The organism is Roseofilum reptotaenium CS-1145, from assembly GCF_028330985.1.
Classification (GTDB): domain Bacteria; phylum Cyanobacteriota; class Cyanobacteriia; order Cyanobacteriales; family Desertifilaceae; genus Roseofilum; species Roseofilum reptotaenium.
The window spans coordinates 111,488-127,072 of record NZ_JAQMUE010000072.1; the positions used below are offsets into that span (position 1 = coordinate 111,488).

Below are 15,585 nucleotides of genomic sequence, written 5' to 3' on the forward strand. Positions count from 1 at the left end.
TTTACCTATTCCCTAATTAAAGTAAGCCCAATTTCTCTAAAACGGGTTCTGTGGAAACTACATGGCGCTCTAACCCCAAGTCTTGGGGAGAAAGTCCCAGAGCCAAACCCACTAACTGGGGTAAATGGAGGACAGGTAAACCCAAAGGTTGCTCAACCACCCGCGCAACTTCCGGTTGCCGGGAATCCAGATTCAGGTGACAGAGGGGACAGGGAGTGACTAAACAATCGGCTCCAGCGGCGATCGCCTCTTGCAAATGCCCCCCTGCCATCTTAAACGACTCCGTCGTCGCATAGCTAGAAATCGGCCAACCACAGCATTGAGTCCTGCCCCGATAATAAACCGGACTCGCCCCCACAGCCTCAAACAAGTTTTCCATTGACCGGGGATCGTGGGGATTTTCCCAAGCCGTGTCCTGTCCGCGCAACAGATAACAGCCATAGAACGCCGCACAATTTAAGCCCTTTAGGGAACGACTCACCCGCTTCTGAATCGCCTCTAAACCATAATCAGCCACCAGTACCCAGAGTAAATGCTTCACTTGAGTTGAACCTTGGTATGGGCTACATCCCTGTTGTTTGAGCAACCCATTGACCTGTTCCAAGTAATCTGGATTCTCCTCTTGAGAGTGCTTTAATCGCTCATCCACATGGCCAATCACGCCCTGACAAGTGCTACAATGGGTCAGAAGAGGTAAATTAAGTTCTTCTGCCAAAGCAATATTCCGGGCATTTACCGTATCTTCTAAGAGTTGCGAATCTTCCTTAAACGTGCCCGAACCACAACAAGAAGCCTTTTTGAGTTCCAACAAATCAATGCCTAATGCTTTGGCAACTTCTCCCGTTGATTGGTATAACTCTCGACAAGCTCCCTGGGCAACACAGCCAGGAAAATAAGCATATTTCAGGGAGGAGGAGAGGGATGATGTAACCATGGGCTGTTCTCTATTCACACAACACAAGACCTTTAACACTGTATCGCTCTGGCAACCGACTAGGGTAATCTTCATCTAAAGTTAAGGTCTAACCTCAAGGTAAGAGCCGTCATAATCGAGATCTCAGAAGGTTACCCCAGCCAACCTAGAGGCCCATCTTCAAAACTCGCTGCAAAATTACCTCCAAAGTAACCCTTTCCGATAAGATCAAAAAATGCTTAGAATGATAAGTTGCACAGTAAACCAGTTAAGCCAATTTATTAAGGAAGAAATTAAGCCATGTCAGAGACAACATTCGACAGAGTCCAAAAAATCGTTGCCGACCAGCTCGGAGTAGAAGCGGAAAAAGTCAAACTAGAAGCCAGCTTTACTGAAGATCTAGGTGCTGACTCTCTCGATACCGTAGAGCTAGTTATGGCTCTAGAGGAAGAGTTTAATCTTGAAATCCCCGATGATGCCGCCGAGAAAATTGAGACCGTCAAAAACGCTGTAGACTATATCGAAAAGCAAGGAACCCCTGCCTAAATCTGACTTTTATTGATCGCTAACTTTGTCTTTCGTCCTTTGTCCTTTGTCCAGATGGCAATCGACGAATGGCAAATGACGAATGACGCAAGTTTTAAGAAAAACCCATGACACATTTGGAACAAAAACGGGTAGTTGTGACCGGACTCGGAGCAATCACCCCTATAGGCAATACGCTAAAAGACTATTGGGACGCACTGCTACAGGGCAAAAGTGGAATTGGGCCGATTACCCATTTTGATTCGTCTAACCATGCTTGTCAGATTGCGGGAGAGGTGAAGAACTTCGATCCCCATGAGTATCTAGGGCAGAAAGAAGCGAAACGGATGGATCGCTTTGCCCAATTTGCTGTCTGTGCAAGTCAACAAACCCTTGAAGACGCTCAGTTTGAAATTACCGATTTGAATGCTCATCAAGTGGGTGTGATTATTGGTACAGGAGTAGGTGGAATCAAAGTTCTGGAAGATCAACAAGAAACTTACTTGACAAAAGGCGCGAAGAAATGTAGTGCTTTCATGATTCCGATGATGATTGCCAATATGGCAGCCGGATTAACAGCTATTAAAACAGGGGCTAAGGGGCCGAACTCTTGTACCGTAACCGCTTGTGCTGCCGGTTCCCATGCCATTGGAGATGCCTTTAGACTGATCCAACAAGGATATGCAAAGGTCATGATTTGTGGAGGTGCAGAAGCAGCCGTCACGCCTTTGTCCGTCGCTGGATTTGCTAGTGCCAAAGCTTTGTCTACTCGCAATGATGACCCCAGTCGAGCTTCTCGTCCCTTTGATCGAGACCGAGACGGGTTTGTGTTGGGAGAAGGGACAGGGATTCTGTTACTCGAAGAACTCGAACATGCTCTCCAGCGTAAAGCCAGAATTTATGCAGAAATGGTCGGTTATGGGATGACCTGTGATGCCTACCATATGACCAAACCAGTTCCTGGAGGGGAAGGAGCCGCTAGGGCAATTTCCTTAGCCTTAAAAGATGCTGGGATTACGCCCGATCAAGTCAGTTATATTAACGCCCATGGAACGAGTACCTCCGCTAACGATCCCACAGAAACTCAAGCGGTAAAAACGGTACTCGGCAAAAGGGCTTATGAAATCGCCATGAGTTCGACTAAATCCATGACGGGACACTTATTGGGAGGTTCAGGAGGTATAGAAGCCGTAGCTACGGTAAAAACGATCGCCGAAGATCATGTACCGCCAACTCTGAATTTAGATAACCCAGACGAAGAACATGGATGTGACCTCGACTATGTCCCCAATGAATCTCGGAAAATGCCCGTAGAGGTGGCTCTATCTAACTCCTTTGGCTTTGGAGGTCATAACGTGACCCTGGTCTTCCGCAAATATCGTTCCTAAACCTTGCACATAACCTCAATTGATTGCCCATCGATCCCCCTAATGGGAACATGGATGTAGAGCATGGGCTAATCCTAAGATCTTGAGATTAGGAGAGGTCTAATTTGTCCAGCCTCTGTACAACAGTATAACCAGCAAAGAACTATGGCCGTTGCAACCCAATCCGTTGAACAACTCTGTATTAACTCGATCCGCTTTCTAGCTATTGATGCCGTTGAGAAAGCCAAATCTGGTCACCCTGGCTTACCCATGGGAGCCGCTCCCATGGCGTTTGTGCTGTGGGATCAATTTATGCGGTTTAATCCTAAAAATCCTCATTGGGTCAACCGCGATCGCTTTGTCCTATCGGCGGGTCATGGGTGTATGCTTCAGTATGCCCTATTGCACTTGACCGGTTACGATCAAGTGACCCTAGAAAGCTTACAACAATTCCGCCAATGGGGTTCAATTACTCCCGGACATCCGGAAAACTTTGAGACCGAAGGCGTAGAAGTTACTACTGGCCCCCTAGGACAAGGGATTGCCAATGGAGTCGGTTTGGCCATGGCTGAAGCTCACTTAGGAGCTAAATTTAATAAGCCAGACGCTAAACTGATTGACCATTACACTTATGTAATCCTAGGTGATGGTTGTAACATGGAAGGGGTGTCAGGTGAAGCCTGTTCCCTGGCTGGACACTTAGGACTGGGCAAACTGATTGCTCTCTATGATGATAACCACATCTCCATTGATGGTCATACCAATATCTCCTTCACCGAAGATGTAGGCAAACGATTTGAAGCCTATGGTTGGCATGTACAGCACGTTCCCGAGGGAAATACCGGTCTAGATGCGATCGCCGCTGCTATCCAAGACGCTAAAGACGTAACCGATAAACCCTCACTGATTAAAGTCACCACCACCATTGGTTACGGTTCTCCTAACAAAGCCAATACCCACGGAGTCCATGGAGCAGCTCTAGGAGGAGATGAAGTCCAAGCAACCCGCGACCATTTAGGTTGGACTTATCCTCCCTTTGAACTGCCCCCACAAGCCCTCGAACGCTTCCGTCAAGCCATTGACAAAGGGGCAAGTGCTGAAGCCGAATGGAACCAAACCTTAGCCACCTACAAAACAAAATATCCAGCAGACGCAGCCGAATTCGAGCGCATCACCTCCGGAACTCTACCCGAAGGTTGGGCCGATGCACTGCCGAGTTATACCCCAGATGATGGGGGAATGGCCACTCGTAAGCACAGCTATACCGTTCTCAATGCCCTCGCTCCCGTACTCCCTGAACTAATCGGGGGTTCGGCGGACTTGGCTCCTTCCAATTTAACCCTCATGAAGGTCTCTGGAGACTTCCAAAAAGGCAAATACGAGAACCGTAACCTGCGCTTTGGAGTACGCGAACATGGAATGGGAGCCATCTGTAATGGGATTGTTCTACACAAAACAGGCTTAATATCCTACGGTGCAACCTTCCTAGTCTTCACCGACTATATGCGAGCAGCCATTCGCCTATCAGCCCTCTCAGAAGCCGGAGTCATTTGGGTGATGACCCACGACTCGATTGCCCTAGGAGAAGATGGTCCAACCCACCAACCCGTGGAAACGATTTCCTCCCTACGAGCGATTCCTAACCTGTTGGTCATGCGTCCAGCAGACGGGAATGAAGTCTCTGGAGCTTACAAAGTCGCCATTGAAAACCGTAACCGTCCGACTTTGTTAGCCCTCACTCGTCAAACTGTCCCTAATCTTCAGGGCAGTGGCATTGACCAAGTGAGCAAGGGTGGATATGTACTATCCGACTGTGAAGGGACTCCCGATCTAATCCTCATTGGTACAGGGAGCGAAGTATCTTTGTGCGTGAAAGCAGCTGAACAACTGAGCGCTGAAGGTAAAAAAGTGCGCGTCGTTTCTCTGCCGTGTTGGAAACTCTTTGATGAGCAAGATGAAGCTTATCGCGAATCTGTATTACCGAAAGCCGTGACCAAACGGTTGGCTGTTGAAGCGGGAACGAGCTTTGGTTGGCATCGCTATCTATCCTCAGAAGGCGATATGGTCAGCATTGACCGATTTGGAGTGTCCTCTCCTGGCGGTACAGCTATGGAAAAATTTGGCTTTACTGTTGATCATGTGGTCGCTCGGGCCAAAGCTCTACTCTAGAGCCAATGACCGGTTAAACCCAGTCTAATCTTCGATCAGGAAGAAGGAGATACTCTCTTCTTTCTTCCTGGTTTCCCTATTTGCCTATCCTCTTATTGCCTATTGCCCTTTGCCCTCCAACTCTTGAGCAAGAATCAGGATAAAAAGAATGCCACAAGCAACCTGGGGGCTGCTCCTCAAAGTTCTATCCTCCTCTGTCCTTATTTCTTTTGCCATTAAGTATGGTGGAAGTTGGCTTCCCCTGGCAGCTAACCCCATAAGCGCCCTAACGTTAATTCTTTTGCCCACCCTGGTGATGTTGGCCCTATTTGCCTGGCGAGGCCTCCCTTAAATACTTTTATTATCCTGATTTTGTGCGAATGAAGAATAAGCCGGTATTCTAGAATTAGAGCGAATTATCCATGCAGATTATAATTCGTACTTAAATCTCTGTGCGATCGCTCAAACCGGTAGTCAAGGCTTTGATCTAGCTCCGGAATTAGCAAAAATCTGCCCCAGGAGGGAATTTCTCTCAGACCGTCTCGCTCAACGGCCTTTACCCATCCTCTTCCTCTGATCGGAGTCAACTAGCAGCGCCCATGTTTATTCTCAAACGGCAGGATGTTGAACTTTCCAAAATTCAGCACCCCAGCGCAGAACAACCCATCCCCATCCTTACCTATCAGGGACAAACCTATCGCCTGCTCAAAGTATTTGAAGCCCATCAAGCAGAAGAAGCCAAAGCCCTGTGGCGAGATTTAATTGACAATAAAGGGAAAGTCTCTGTATTGCTCCAAGAACCAGAACGTCATAGCGTTTGGGGTAAAATTCGCCTCGATCAAGGTGAAGAAGGCTCAAGTTCCGATCAGGCTCTGCCGTTCCTGTTCACTCAAGGTGTTTTTTTAATGGCTCAAGCGGTGGTGATCGATATTGAAGACCTGTTGGGGCCCAAACAAGCCAAAGCATTTGAAAAAAGTCTGACTCAAGTCTTTCAACAATGGAATTTACCCCATGCTGGCTCGGAGGAAACCATTGTACAACTGATCAGCGTTGACCCTCTAGAAGATGGGTTCCCCACTAACGCTTGGAAAGAAGTCGATCTGAGTAATTTTTTGCGGGAAGTGCATCGCTTAGGCAAAGACTACTTTGGCAACACCAGTTTTGCTGTAGGTGCAATGGAAGTCTTAGACGATTTGTCCGATAGCGATCGCCAATCTTTCGTAGACTGGTTAAGACAATCGGGATTAGCAAAACTTTGGAAAGAGTAATTGACTTTCATCTGCTATCTGCCCATAATCTTCCCAATTTCCCCTAAGATGTCAATAATACCTTAAACCTGCTAACGTTGTGGTTTATCTCCAGCGGCTAACACCTGTCATGAGTTCAGGGAATTTCTATGAGTAGTTCTGCCCAAAAATCATCAAAATCTATCTTTACCACCCAATCCATCGTTTTAGCTGGAATCACTTGGGGAATCCTGTCCCTATTGTTTTTCCTCCTCTTCAGTGCTAACCCGCCCAACTGGTACTCTCCCTTAACCTACATTTTTGGATTCGTTAGCAACCTCGCAGCAGCTTTCCTGTGTTTTAGAAACTGGAAAAGTCCTCAAATTGTTAGCGGTCGGAGTGTTTGGTTAGGTATCGGACTAGGAATGTTCTTCTACTTCCTGGGAGATATCTTGTTTGGCATATGGGAACTGGTCTTTAACCAAAACCCTGCGGTGTCCCCTGGAGATCTCTTCTATCTCATTTCCTATATCTGTCTCTCGGTGGGCTTATTTTTAGCCGTAACTACCAGACGGCTTAATTTAGAACCGAAGCAATGGCTGATTGTGGCAGGAATTTTTCTCACGTCAACATTACTAGCAGTTTGGCTATCCCTACCTACAGGCGTAGATGCTGAGGCCACATCGGCTGAATCGGGAGCAACTCAAACTCAAGTAGAAGTTGCAGCAGCGCCAGCAGAAACGCCAGAAAACCAGAATGTCCCAGAAATAGTGCTTAAACTTGAAGAAAGCCTTCAACCCCTAGAAAGTGTTGTCACTCTGCTTTACACGATTTTGGATGTACTGCTCTTAATTGCCGCCAGTACGGTATTACTGGCCTTCTGGGGGGGAAGAACCTCTCAATCTTGGCGGATGATTGCTGCGGCTGCCTTTTCCCTCTATATTGCCGATATGTGGTTTAAATATGCGATCGCTCGCGTACCGGACTACGAAAGTGGTGGACTCCTAGAAATTTTTTGGATCTTTAGCCCTATTCTATTTGGGATTGGTGCAGCCCTAGAATTTGACTTGTCTACTCGCTCAACTCGTCGTAGTCGCAGACGAGGCTCGAATTAATTCAATCAAGTTCTATACAAATTTAGTTTCCTTTCTAGCCATTGATTGGGTATTGTGGAAAAGAGATCATTTTTACAAGTAACGACTTGGTGTTCTCTTGCTGTCTTGTCTACGGTGAAGTAGTCTTATGTCTCCAAGAAAACTAACAGAATCTGAAAAAGTCGATATCATTAAAACCTATCGTGAGACAGTAGAGACCACTTCAACTTTGGCAACTCGCTACAGTGTTAGTAATTCTACGATTAGTCGCTTACTTAAGGCCCGTCTGCCAGCCGCCGAATATGAAAATTTGGTGCAGCAAAAACGTGCTGCTGCGGGTAAAGGTAAAATGCCAAGTGTCTCAAATGTGAGTGAATCGGAGTCCCCTAAAGCTTCTCAACCTGAAGTGCAACAGGTCGATCTTCGTTTGGCTACTCCTGCTTCGGATGCCAAAGTTGATGCGGATGAGCAAGAGGATTTATCTTTGGAGAGCAAACCGAAAAAAGTGCGATCGCGTTTAAATGCAGTAACGGATAGCTCTGAGAAAGTCATCCACCCTTCCATACCTGGTTTGAATCTGGTTAGCTCCGATCTGGATACGGAGAATGGTGAGGAAGATGAGCAGGAATACTATGCCCAAGCGAGTACCTTACGAGAATTGCTGGGAGAAGATTTAGATGAGGAAGATCTCGATGAGGATGAGGATGAAGATGACCTGGATGATGATTATTATGAGAGCGCTCGGTTAGCTATCCCTGGAGGTATTCCGGCTAAAGTGGAGGTTCTGCCTCTCTCAGAAGCAGCTTTGCCCAGAATTTGTTATTTGGTAATTGATCGGGGAGCAGAATTGATTACTCGTCCGTTGAAGGAATTTGCACAGTTGGGCCAAATTCCTTCTGCTGAGGTGAGTGAGCGGACGTTACCAGTGTTTGATAATCATCGGGTAGCGCGCCGATTTTCTCGCCGTAGTCAGAGGGTGATTAAGGTTCCCGATAGCCGCATGTTACCGAAGACTCGTCCCTATTTGTACGCGAAGGGGATTACACGGTTGTTGTTTGATGGCCAGGTGTATTCTTTAGATCAGAATTAATCCCATCTGGAAGGGTCTAGATCTTGTGGTTCAGAGAAGGGGGAGGTCTTGTTGCTCCCCCAAGGGAGAATGAGAAGACCAGCAAGAAGTCCAAGAGATGCACTAAAGGCTAAGAGGATGCCTACCGGGATCTGTACGGACTCAAAAAGCAGGAATTTGAGGGATACAGGGGTGGCATTCTGGACGGAGAGAATGGAGATCGCACTAATCCAAACACTCAGCAGTAGGGTTAGACTCAGATGACGGGCTATCATAACTAGAAAAAATAACTCAGGGTAGCATCTGAACGGATTATATAGCGCTGGGCGCTGGTAATGAGGATTCGTCAGAGGTTAAGGGGAGTAATAGGGAATAGGGAATAGGCGATAGAAAATGTCGTAATATCCTGGGCACTGCCATATCTTGACGATCAAGTGGGGAAATATCGCAAAACGTATCGTTTTTTATTGTTTTGTCAACACAGTGGCACGAATCTCTAAGGACAGGCTATTATCAGGATCTAGGTTTAGTTAATTGGTTATTGCGCAAATCAGTTATGGGTGAAGCGAAACGCCGTAAAGCTGCTCTAGGAGAACAGTATGGCCAGGAAAAGACCATCTTACCCTGGTTACCGATTACCCAATCACAAGCTGACCGGTTTGTCAAGTGGACAAGCACTGGAGCTTGGATTGGCATTGGGGTCATGATTGCAGTATGGGTGATAGTTCGGTTTATTGGCCCCGGTTTTGGCTGGTGGCAAGTGAACTAATCATTCGAGGGAAAACCCAAGTGTATCTCAGAATACGGTTTACCCAAGAAAATGCTCTTATGGTTAAGCGGAGTCCATTCGCGAGAATGTTGGTTAATCCCTAGATCAATTCTAAGAAATCTGAGAAAATTCTTAAGAAATTATAAAACCGTCTAGAATAGTGTGGTGAGTGGAGGAAAATAAAGGTGTTTATCCGATTAGCACACCAACATAGACAATTTGTCCAGGATCTGGTCATGAGCCTTCAGGCGTTGGCTGTTGTTCTGGAGCGCCAAGGGTATTTAGCCTCGTGCTATACCTGTGGAGATCAAATGAATAGCGCATCCTTTATGGTGAGCTTAGGAGATAACCATCTGATTCGGTTTTTGGTTTCTGATTATGGGATTACCTGGACAGAAATGCGCGATGACCGAGAGCTGATGAAACTCGAAGGTGCAGAGGCGATCGCTCAACTGCAAGAGTTAGCCAATCTAGCGAAACGGGATAAACTGCCCGAAGACCCCCCGTTAACGGGTGCGGTTCCTCAAAAGGCAAAGTCTTCTGGCATGAAGGTTCTTCCCAGAGTAGGATAAGAAAATAATCGGTTCTATGATTGAGCGTACTGGTGGATTTTCTGCCAGGATGTTCCTTGTGCGCTTCAGTTGATGGGTAGAAAACAAAGAGTTTGCTGCTTGTCTCTTCATTGCAGGGGACTAGGGTATAGTGACCCTAGAATCTGCATCCTTGAGATAGACTCAAATTCTATAGCAGTGAAAGAGTTGATCAGGACAGTGAGGTTATGGTTTGAGGCAATAGACAATAGAAAATGTCCTAACTCTCCCTTTCTCTGCTATGATGCGATTTCTCTTTAAGCCTGCTATTTATTGATCATTGGGAGATAATTGGCTTAGATCCAATTACTAAGGGCATATTCAGATAGAAATGGGATCATCTAGCAAGTCTAATAGCTGTGCTTCTGTTAGTTGGGTGATGTTTAGTCCTTGTGCCTTGGTTAACTTGGAGCCAGGGTTATCGCCAACAACCACATAATGGGTTTTGGCACTGACAGAACTGCTGACTTTCCCCCCTGCTGCTTCAATACGGGTTTTGGCTTGCGATCGCGTTAAAGTAGGCAGTGTCCCCGTCAGCACAAAGGTTTTGCCGGTGAGAGAAGGAGATGGTAGGGGCGAAAAATTTTTTGCCCCTACAGCAGAGAGGGATAACCCGAGTTCTTGCAACCGTTGGATGAGGGTTTGATTTTCGGGAAGTTGGAACCATTCAGCGATCGCCGCGCTCATTTCTGAACCAATTCCATATACGCTCTCTAAGTCGCTCTCTGTAGCTTGGGCGAGTTGTTCGATGGAAGGAAAGGCGTTACATAAGAGTTTGGCATTCGTGGCTCCCACATGGCGAATGCCGATCGCATACAAGATACAATGCCAAGGGCGCGTTTTGGAAGCGGCGATCGCTTGGACGAGCTTTTGGGCAGATCTCTGACCCATACGATCTAGTTGCATTAAATCATCAATCGTCAATTCATACAAGTCCGGGAGCGATCGCACTAACTGCTGCTCCACCAATTGCGCTGCTAGTTTTTCCCCCAAGCCATCAATATCCAGGGCATCCCGACGCACGGCATGAATGAGAGCGCCGCGCAGAATGCCGGGACAGGAAAGATTGATACACCGAGGCACAGCTTCGGTTTCCAGGCGCACGACGGGTGAGTTGCACTCTGGGCAAAGGGTGGGCATTTCGTAGCGGGTAGCTCCGGGGGGGCGCAGTTCCGGTAAAATTCGTACCACTTCGGGTATGATTTCTCCAGCTTTGCGGACGATCGCCGTATCGCCAATACAGAGATCGAGTTCAGCGATGCGATCGGGGTTGTGCAACGTAGCACGTTTGACCGTGGTTCCTGCCAGTTGGATGGGTTCGAGTTCGGCTACGGGGGTGAGCGCTCCTGTCCTGCCCACCTGCACGGTCACGGATTTAACGACTGTGGGCAACTCTTCGGTGGGATATTTGAGGGCGATCGCCCAGCGGGGGAATTTGTGCGTAAAGCCGAGTTGGGTTTGCAACGCTAGAGGGTTGAGTTTCACCACCACGCCATCGGTGAGATAGGGGAGTTGGTGGCGATCGGTTTCCCAGCGCGTATAATATTGCTCCACCTCCGCTAAGGACGGGCAGAGGGTGCGATTGGGATTGACCTTAAATCCCCAGCCTGAGAGCCATTCTAAGGCTTCCCACTGCCTTTGGGGTAAATTTGACGTTTCGGGTAAATGAAGGGTATAGGCGAAGAAATCTAAGCGGCGAGCGGCGACAATTCGGGGGTCGAGTTGGCGCAGGGTTCCGGCGGCGGCATTGCGGGGGTTGGCGAAGGGGGGTTCGCCCGCTTCCGTGCGTTCCTGATTGAGACGGGCAAAGACTTCTAGACTCAGAAACGCTTCGCCCCGCACTTCGACGCGCTCCGGGATGGCTTCCCCCGTTAAGCGCAGGGGAATGGAGCGAATCGTTTTCACATTGGGGGTAATGTCTTCTCCAATCGTGCCATTGCCACGGGTTGCGCCACGCACGAGTACCCCGTTTTCGTAGGTTAGGGCGAGAGCAGAGCCATCAATTTTCAGTTCGCAGATATATTCGGGCGGGGTTTCGGAGGGAATAGAATCCGCGTGGCGCATCCATCGGTCTTGCCATTGGCGAAACTCGGCCAGGTTAAAGGCATTTTCCAGACTGTAGAGGGGAACATGATGCTCGACGGAGGTAAACTGCTGTGCGGGTTGGTCACCCACGCGCTGGGTGGGACTCTCCGGTACAATCAGGTCAGGATATTGGCTTTCCAGGTCTTGGAGTTGGCGATAGAGGCGGTCATAGACGCTATCCTCCATCATCGGATTATCGAGAACATAATATGCATAACTGGCTGTTTGCAACTGTTCCCGTAGCCGAGTCACCTGTTGCACAATTTCCGCAGAAGCCACAAGACCTTACCCCATTGAGCGATGATTGATTTATTTTTCAATTTTAAATGAACCTGAGCCGAGCGTGGGATAAGGAAAGGAGGATCGGGTCGGGAATGTGAGAAACGACTAGTCCTATCCTCCCTCTTAAATGAAGCAAATTAAGCGTTTACGGGGGTGGGTTGCTTTTGGAAAAAGCGATCGCGGATTGAATCTGCCATTTGGGCTGGCATTAATCCTAACGCGGTTTTCGACTGATCGGGCGTAGCATGATCCACGAGGATATCGGGGACACCCAAACGCTGAACAGGAACGACGATATTGGCATCCATCAGCGCTTCTACAATACCAGAACCAAAACCGCCGATTAAGCTGCCTTCTTCTAGAGTGGCGACGCGACCAATTTTCTCGGCTAACGGTAGAATCAACTCCGTATCTAAGGGTTTAGCAAAGCGAGCATTGACCACCGTCGTTTCTACACCATGTTCGCTCAACAGTTCAGCCACCTGGAGGGCAGGATGCACCATAGAACCATAGGCAACCAGGAGTAAATCGTCACCATTGCGCAAGATTTCCCCTTTACCAATGTCCAGAGGTTCCCACCCTTCTTCCATTAAGGGGACACCATAACCATTACCGCGAGGATAGCGCATAGCGATCGGTCCATCGGTATAATCAATACCGGTAACGATCATCCGTTGCAGTTCGCCCTCATCTTTGGGAGCCATCTGCACCAAATTGGGTAAACAGCGCAAATAGGAGATATCATACATTCCTTGGTGAGTGGGCCCATCTGCACCAACAATTCCCGCCCGGTCTAAACAGAAGAAGACGGGGAGCTTTTGGATACAGACATCATGAATGACTTGGTCATAGCCCCGTTGCAGGAAGGTCGAATAAATGGCAGCAACTGGCCGCATTCCTTCGCAAGCTAAACCCGCAGCCAGGGTAACAGCATGTTGTTCGGCAATGCCGACATCAATATATTGATCGGGTAATTTGGCATGGAGTTTATCCAAACCGGTTCCCGTCGCCATGGCTGCGGTAATACCGATAATCTTGGGGTTATTTTCCGCCAGTTGAGTGAGGGTATGGGCAAAGACTTTGGAATAGGAGGGGGGTTTGGGCTTACTGGAAGGAATAGCCTTACCGGTGGTTAAGTTAAAGGGACTTTGGGCATGATAGCCGACTTGATCGTTTTCGGCGATCGCATATCCTTTTCCTTTAGTGGTCGCCACATGTACTAACACCGGTCCCTCAATTTGGTGCGCTTGCTCAAACGTAGTAATCAACTCCTGTAAATCGTGGCCATCTACCGGCCCCATATAAGTAAAGCCCAATTCCTCAATGACTGCACCGACTTTAGAGACAGCCAAGCGCTTCATCCCTTCCTTCACCCGTTCCATCTCTGGTGTAAAGGTCTCACCAAAGAAGGGAATATGCTTAAACTGCTCTTCTAAGTTATCTGCAAAAAACTGCATCGGCGGACTGAGGCGCATTTTATTCAGATATCGGGAAATTGCCCCCACATTAGGAGAAATGGACATTTCATTATCATTTAAGATCACCAACAGACGAGTATGGGGCAAATGTCCCGCATGGTTAATCGCTTCTAGAGCCATGCCCCCAGTGAGCGAGCCATCCCCAATAATGGCAGCCACCTTATAATTTTCGCCTTTCCTATCCCGTGCCAAAGCCATTCCTAAAGCCGCAGAAATGCTCGTCGAAGCGTGTCCAGCACCAAAATGGTCAAATTTGCTCTCGCAGCGCTTCAAATAGCCTGCAATGCCATCTTTTTGCCGTAGGGTATGAAAATCATTGTAGCGTCCCGTAATCATTTTATGGGGATAGGCTTGGTGACCCACATCCCAAACCACTTTATCATGGTCAAGATCCAGGGTTTGATAAAGTGCTAAGGTCAGTTCAACCACCCCTAAACCCGGGCCTAAATGACCTCCTGTCGCTGCGATCGTTTGCAGATGCTTTTCTCGGATTTGACGTGCAACTTGTTCCAATTGGGCGATCGACAGGCCATGCAATTGGTTGGGATGAGTGAGTTCACTTAAATGCATAGGTAAGGTGTCCTCATTTTTTCATAAACTTAGTTTTCCATACCTTATCCACTGTAAGTTATTAGAGTGCAGTTGTAGCCTCTAATAACTTACAGTAATAATTAGGAACCACTGCTCGCCCTATTGTTTTTTGTGAGGAGTTGTAAGGATGTCTAATCCTAAATTTCGTCTAACTTCTGCCTTAAATCCTTTGATGGGTGGGGTTTTGCTTGCTGCGTTCAGTGCTGTATTGGTGCCACCCCAAGCGGCGATCGCCCGTAATGCCTTTCGCACTTGTGATTATGAGTTAGCCCAGATGGGCATTTCTCCAGAAGATCGTTCTAGAGCTTGTGGCACTGCCTTATATCCAAAAGATATTTCTGGATGTGTCGTGGGAATTGTCAATCGAAATGAGAACATCAATCCCTTAGAAGCCTTGTCTACCTGTCGCCAAGTGCGCCGCCCCTTAGATTTGGCCAGTTGTGTCACTGATATTAATCACATCGACGAATCCGATCTGATCGCTAGTACGGTACTAGAGACTTGTCGGCGTGCCCTTTTACCCCGACGGTTTGCCCAATGTGTAGTCGGAATGGATCGGGAGATGGACTTAAGCACCCAAGAGGTCATGACTCATTGTATTGAAGCGAGAGATCAACCGAGAGGATTTTATCCGGATTTATCCAATGTTGGGCAACCTTTAGCTCCCACTCCCGGAGCGCCTCCCCCCCTACAACCGATTCCTGGAATTGAACCTGATTTAGATCAATTGGGTATACCCACCCGATAGGTGCGAGTGGGGAGTCGGGAGTCGGGATGGGAATGATCGCCGACTCTTTTCAGATACAAGGGGCGGATTTTACCATTACCATTTGGTAAACCGGCTTCTGGGAACCCTATCGCTCTAATTCTCTGGACTAAACTGGGCTAATAACTCTTCACGAGACGCTTGCATACAGATAGGAACAAACTCTTCTAGAGACAGTTCCATCAGGCGATCTATAATTCCCAGTAACTCCTCATCCAAGGAACCAAACCGGGTTCTTAACAACGTTTCAATGGTCATTCGTTTAGTCTGTTGAACCCCTTGTTGAACCCCTTGTTGAATGGTATCTTCTCGCCATTTTAAGTAAGCTGGTGATAACTCCATAAGTAACTCCTGGTCTTCTGTGTTGAGATCTATCGTAACTTGCACATTAATTTGCCATACCCCAATCAGCTCTAGGATATTACGCCGTTGCGGATCGCCTTCTGGCAAGTCTAGCACTTGTTAGATGGCTCTTTTCTGGGTTCCCCCTTTTCCTAAGAGTCTTAACCAGAGGGTTTCTGGGATTTCTGGCAGTTGGTTGATGGCGATAATCCCAGTTTGGTTAATCTTTGCCAGTTGATACACTCCTGTATATTCGCACGCTTCATCAGGTTTAGCTCTTAACTCTTCTAAGAGTCTCTCGGATGCTAGGATACACAAGCTAGAAGCCGGGTTTGTTGAA

The 15,585-nt window shown here is 47.8% G+C and carries 15 protein-coding genes and 1 pseudogene; 10 read left to right on the forward strand and 6 right to left on the reverse strand.

The features are described from left to right. Positions 1 to 16: 16 nt before the first annotated feature. The gene (locus PN466_RS12405; RefSeq protein ID WP_271939947.1) at positions 17 to 934 is read right to left on the reverse strand and encodes a CoB--CoM heterodisulfide reductase iron-sulfur subunit B family protein; all 918 of its coding nucleotides are present in this window, start codon (positions 932 to 934) and stop codon (positions 17 to 19) included. Positions 935 to 1,213: 279 nt separating this feature from the next. On the opposite strand from PN466_RS12405, the gene PN466_RS12410 reads away from it, so the two are divergent. The 7 genes from PN466_RS12410 to PN466_RS12440 all read left to right on the forward strand — a co-directional run bounded on the left by PN466_RS12410 (position 1,214) and on the right by PN466_RS12440 (position 8,363). Further along, complete coding sequence (locus PN466_RS12410) at positions 1,214 to 1,459, forward strand: acyl carrier protein (RefSeq protein WP_271939948.1); 246 nt, start codon at positions 1,214 to 1,216, stop codon at positions 1,457 to 1,459. A 107-nt stretch (positions 1,460 to 1,566) separates the two neighbouring features. Then, positions 1,567 to 2,826: a beta-ketoacyl-ACP synthase II gene (fabF, locus tag PN466_RS12415; protein WP_271939949.1), complete on the forward strand. Its 1,260-nt coding sequence runs from the start codon at positions 1,567 to 1,569 to the stop codon at positions 2,824 to 2,826. A 144-nt stretch (positions 2,827 to 2,970) separates the two neighbouring features. After that, positions 2,971 to 4,974, forward strand: a complete 2,004-nt coding sequence (tkt, locus tag PN466_RS12420; RefSeq protein WP_271939950.1) for a transketolase — start codon at positions 2,971 to 2,973, stop codon at positions 4,972 to 4,974. Between the two features lie 148 nt (positions 4,975 to 5,122). Further along, entirely contained in the window at positions 5,123 to 5,305 is a 183-nt protein-coding gene (locus tag PN466_RS12425; protein WP_271939951.1) for a hypothetical protein, read from the forward strand. A 247-nt stretch (positions 5,306 to 5,552) separates the two neighbouring features. Further along, complete coding sequence (locus PN466_RS12430) at positions 5,553 to 6,221, forward strand: Npun_F0813 family protein (RefSeq protein ID WP_271939952.1); 669 nt, start codon at positions 5,553 to 5,555, stop codon at positions 6,219 to 6,221. 128 nt (positions 6,222 to 6,349) lie between these two features. After that, a complete protein-coding gene (locus PN466_RS12435) occupies positions 6,350 to 7,294 on the forward strand; it encodes a hypothetical protein (RefSeq protein WP_271939953.1) in 945 nt (314 codons plus the stop codon). 127 nt (positions 7,295 to 7,421) lie between these two features. Beyond that, on the forward strand, positions 7,422 to 8,363 hold the full coding sequence (locus tag PN466_RS12440; protein WP_271939954.1) for a transposase: 942 nt from the start codon (positions 7,422 to 7,424) through the stop codon (positions 8,361 to 8,363). On the opposite strand, the gene PN466_RS26320 is transcribed toward PN466_RS12440, so the two are convergent. After that, entirely contained in the window at positions 8,360 to 8,617 is a 258-nt protein-coding gene (locus PN466_RS26320) for a lipopolysaccharide assembly protein LapA domain-containing protein (RefSeq protein ID WP_271939955.1), read from the reverse strand. The genes PN466_RS12440 and PN466_RS26320 overlap by 4 nt on opposite strands. 281 nt (positions 8,618 to 8,898) lie before the next feature. Here PN466_RS26320 and PN466_RS12450 point away from each other — a divergent pair, with 281 nt between their 5' ends. Then, the gene (locus PN466_RS12450) at positions 8,899 to 9,111 is read left to right on the forward strand and encodes a DUF2839 domain-containing protein (RefSeq protein ID WP_271939956.1); all 213 of its coding nucleotides are present in this window, start codon (positions 8,899 to 8,901) and stop codon (positions 9,109 to 9,111) included. 185 nt (positions 9,112 to 9,296) lie between these two features. Continuing rightward, on the forward strand, positions 9,297 to 9,683 hold the full coding sequence (locus tag PN466_RS12455; RefSeq protein WP_271939957.1) for a DUF1815 family protein: 387 nt from the start codon (positions 9,297 to 9,299) through the stop codon (positions 9,681 to 9,683). A 339-nt stretch (positions 9,684 to 10,022) separates the two neighbouring features. On the opposite strand, the gene ligA is transcribed toward PN466_RS12455, so the two are convergent. Together ligA and dxs are read right to left on the reverse strand one after the other, a co-directional pair. Then, positions 10,023 to 12,065: an NAD-dependent DNA ligase LigA gene (ligA, locus tag PN466_RS12460; protein WP_271939958.1), complete on the reverse strand. Its 2,043-nt coding sequence runs from the start codon at positions 12,063 to 12,065 to the stop codon at positions 10,023 to 10,025. Between the two features lie 140 nt (positions 12,066 to 12,205). Next, positions 12,206 to 14,116, reverse strand: a complete 1,911-nt coding sequence (dxs, locus tag PN466_RS12465) for a 1-deoxy-D-xylulose-5-phosphate synthase (protein WP_271939959.1) — start codon at positions 14,114 to 14,116, stop codon at positions 12,206 to 12,208. Positions 14,117 to 14,264: 148 nt separating this feature from the next. Between dxs and PN466_RS12470 the strand changes: the two genes are divergently transcribed. Next, entirely contained in the window at positions 14,265 to 14,885 is a 621-nt protein-coding gene (locus tag PN466_RS12470; RefSeq protein ID WP_271939960.1) for a hypothetical protein, read from the forward strand. 114 nt (positions 14,886 to 14,999) lie between these two features. Here the strand turns inward: PN466_RS12470 and PN466_RS12475 are convergent, their stop codons facing one another. Together PN466_RS12475 and PN466_RS12480 are read right to left on the reverse strand one after the other, a co-directional pair. Beyond that, complete coding sequence (locus tag PN466_RS12475; RefSeq protein WP_271939961.1) at positions 15,000 to 15,362, reverse strand: hypothetical protein; 363 nt, start codon at positions 15,360 to 15,362, stop codon at positions 15,000 to 15,002. A 3-nt stretch (positions 15,363 to 15,365) separates the two neighbouring features. Beyond that, positions 15,366 to 15,585 (reverse strand): annotated as a pseudogene (locus tag PN466_RS12480) (hypothetical protein); the annotation flags it as partial.

Coding starts and splice junctions, on each gene's coding strand:
- PN466_RS12405 (WP_271939947.1), bottom strand. CDS start 934: ATGGTTACATCATCCCTCTCCTCCTCCCTGAAATATGCTTATTTTCCT.
- PN466_RS12410 (WP_271939948.1), top strand. CDS start 1,214: ATGTCAGAGACAACATTCGACAGAGTCCAAAAAATCGTTGCCGACCAG.
- fabF (WP_271939949.1), top strand. CDS start 1,567: ATGACACATTTGGAACAAAAACGGGTAGTTGTGACCGGACTCGGAGCA.
- tkt (WP_271939950.1), top strand. CDS start 2,971: ATGGCCGTTGCAACCCAATCCGTTGAACAACTCTGTATTAACTCGATC.
- PN466_RS12425 (WP_271939951.1), top strand. CDS start 5,123: ATGCCACAAGCAACCTGGGGGCTGCTCCTCAAAGTTCTATCCTCCTCT.
- PN466_RS12430 (WP_271939952.1), top strand. CDS start 5,553: ATGTTTATTCTCAAACGGCAGGATGTTGAACTTTCCAAAATTCAGCAC.
- PN466_RS12435 (WP_271939953.1), top strand. CDS start 6,350: ATGAGTAGTTCTGCCCAAAAATCATCAAAATCTATCTTTACCACCCAA.
- PN466_RS12440 (WP_271939954.1), top strand. CDS start 7,422: ATGTCTCCAAGAAAACTAACAGAATCTGAAAAAGTCGATATCATTAAA.
- PN466_RS26320 (WP_271939955.1), bottom strand. CDS start 8,617: ATGATAGCCCGTCATCTGAGTCTAACCCTACTGCTGAGTGTTTGGATT.
- PN466_RS12450 (WP_271939956.1), top strand. CDS start 8,899: ATGGGTGAAGCGAAACGCCGTAAAGCTGCTCTAGGAGAACAGTATGGC.
- dxs (WP_271939959.1), bottom strand. CDS start 14,116: ATGCATTTAAGTGAACTCACTCATCCCAACCAATTGCATGGCCTGTCG.
- PN466_RS12470 (WP_271939960.1), top strand. CDS start 14,265: ATGTCTAATCCTAAATTTCGTCTAACTTCTGCCTTAAATCCTTTGATG.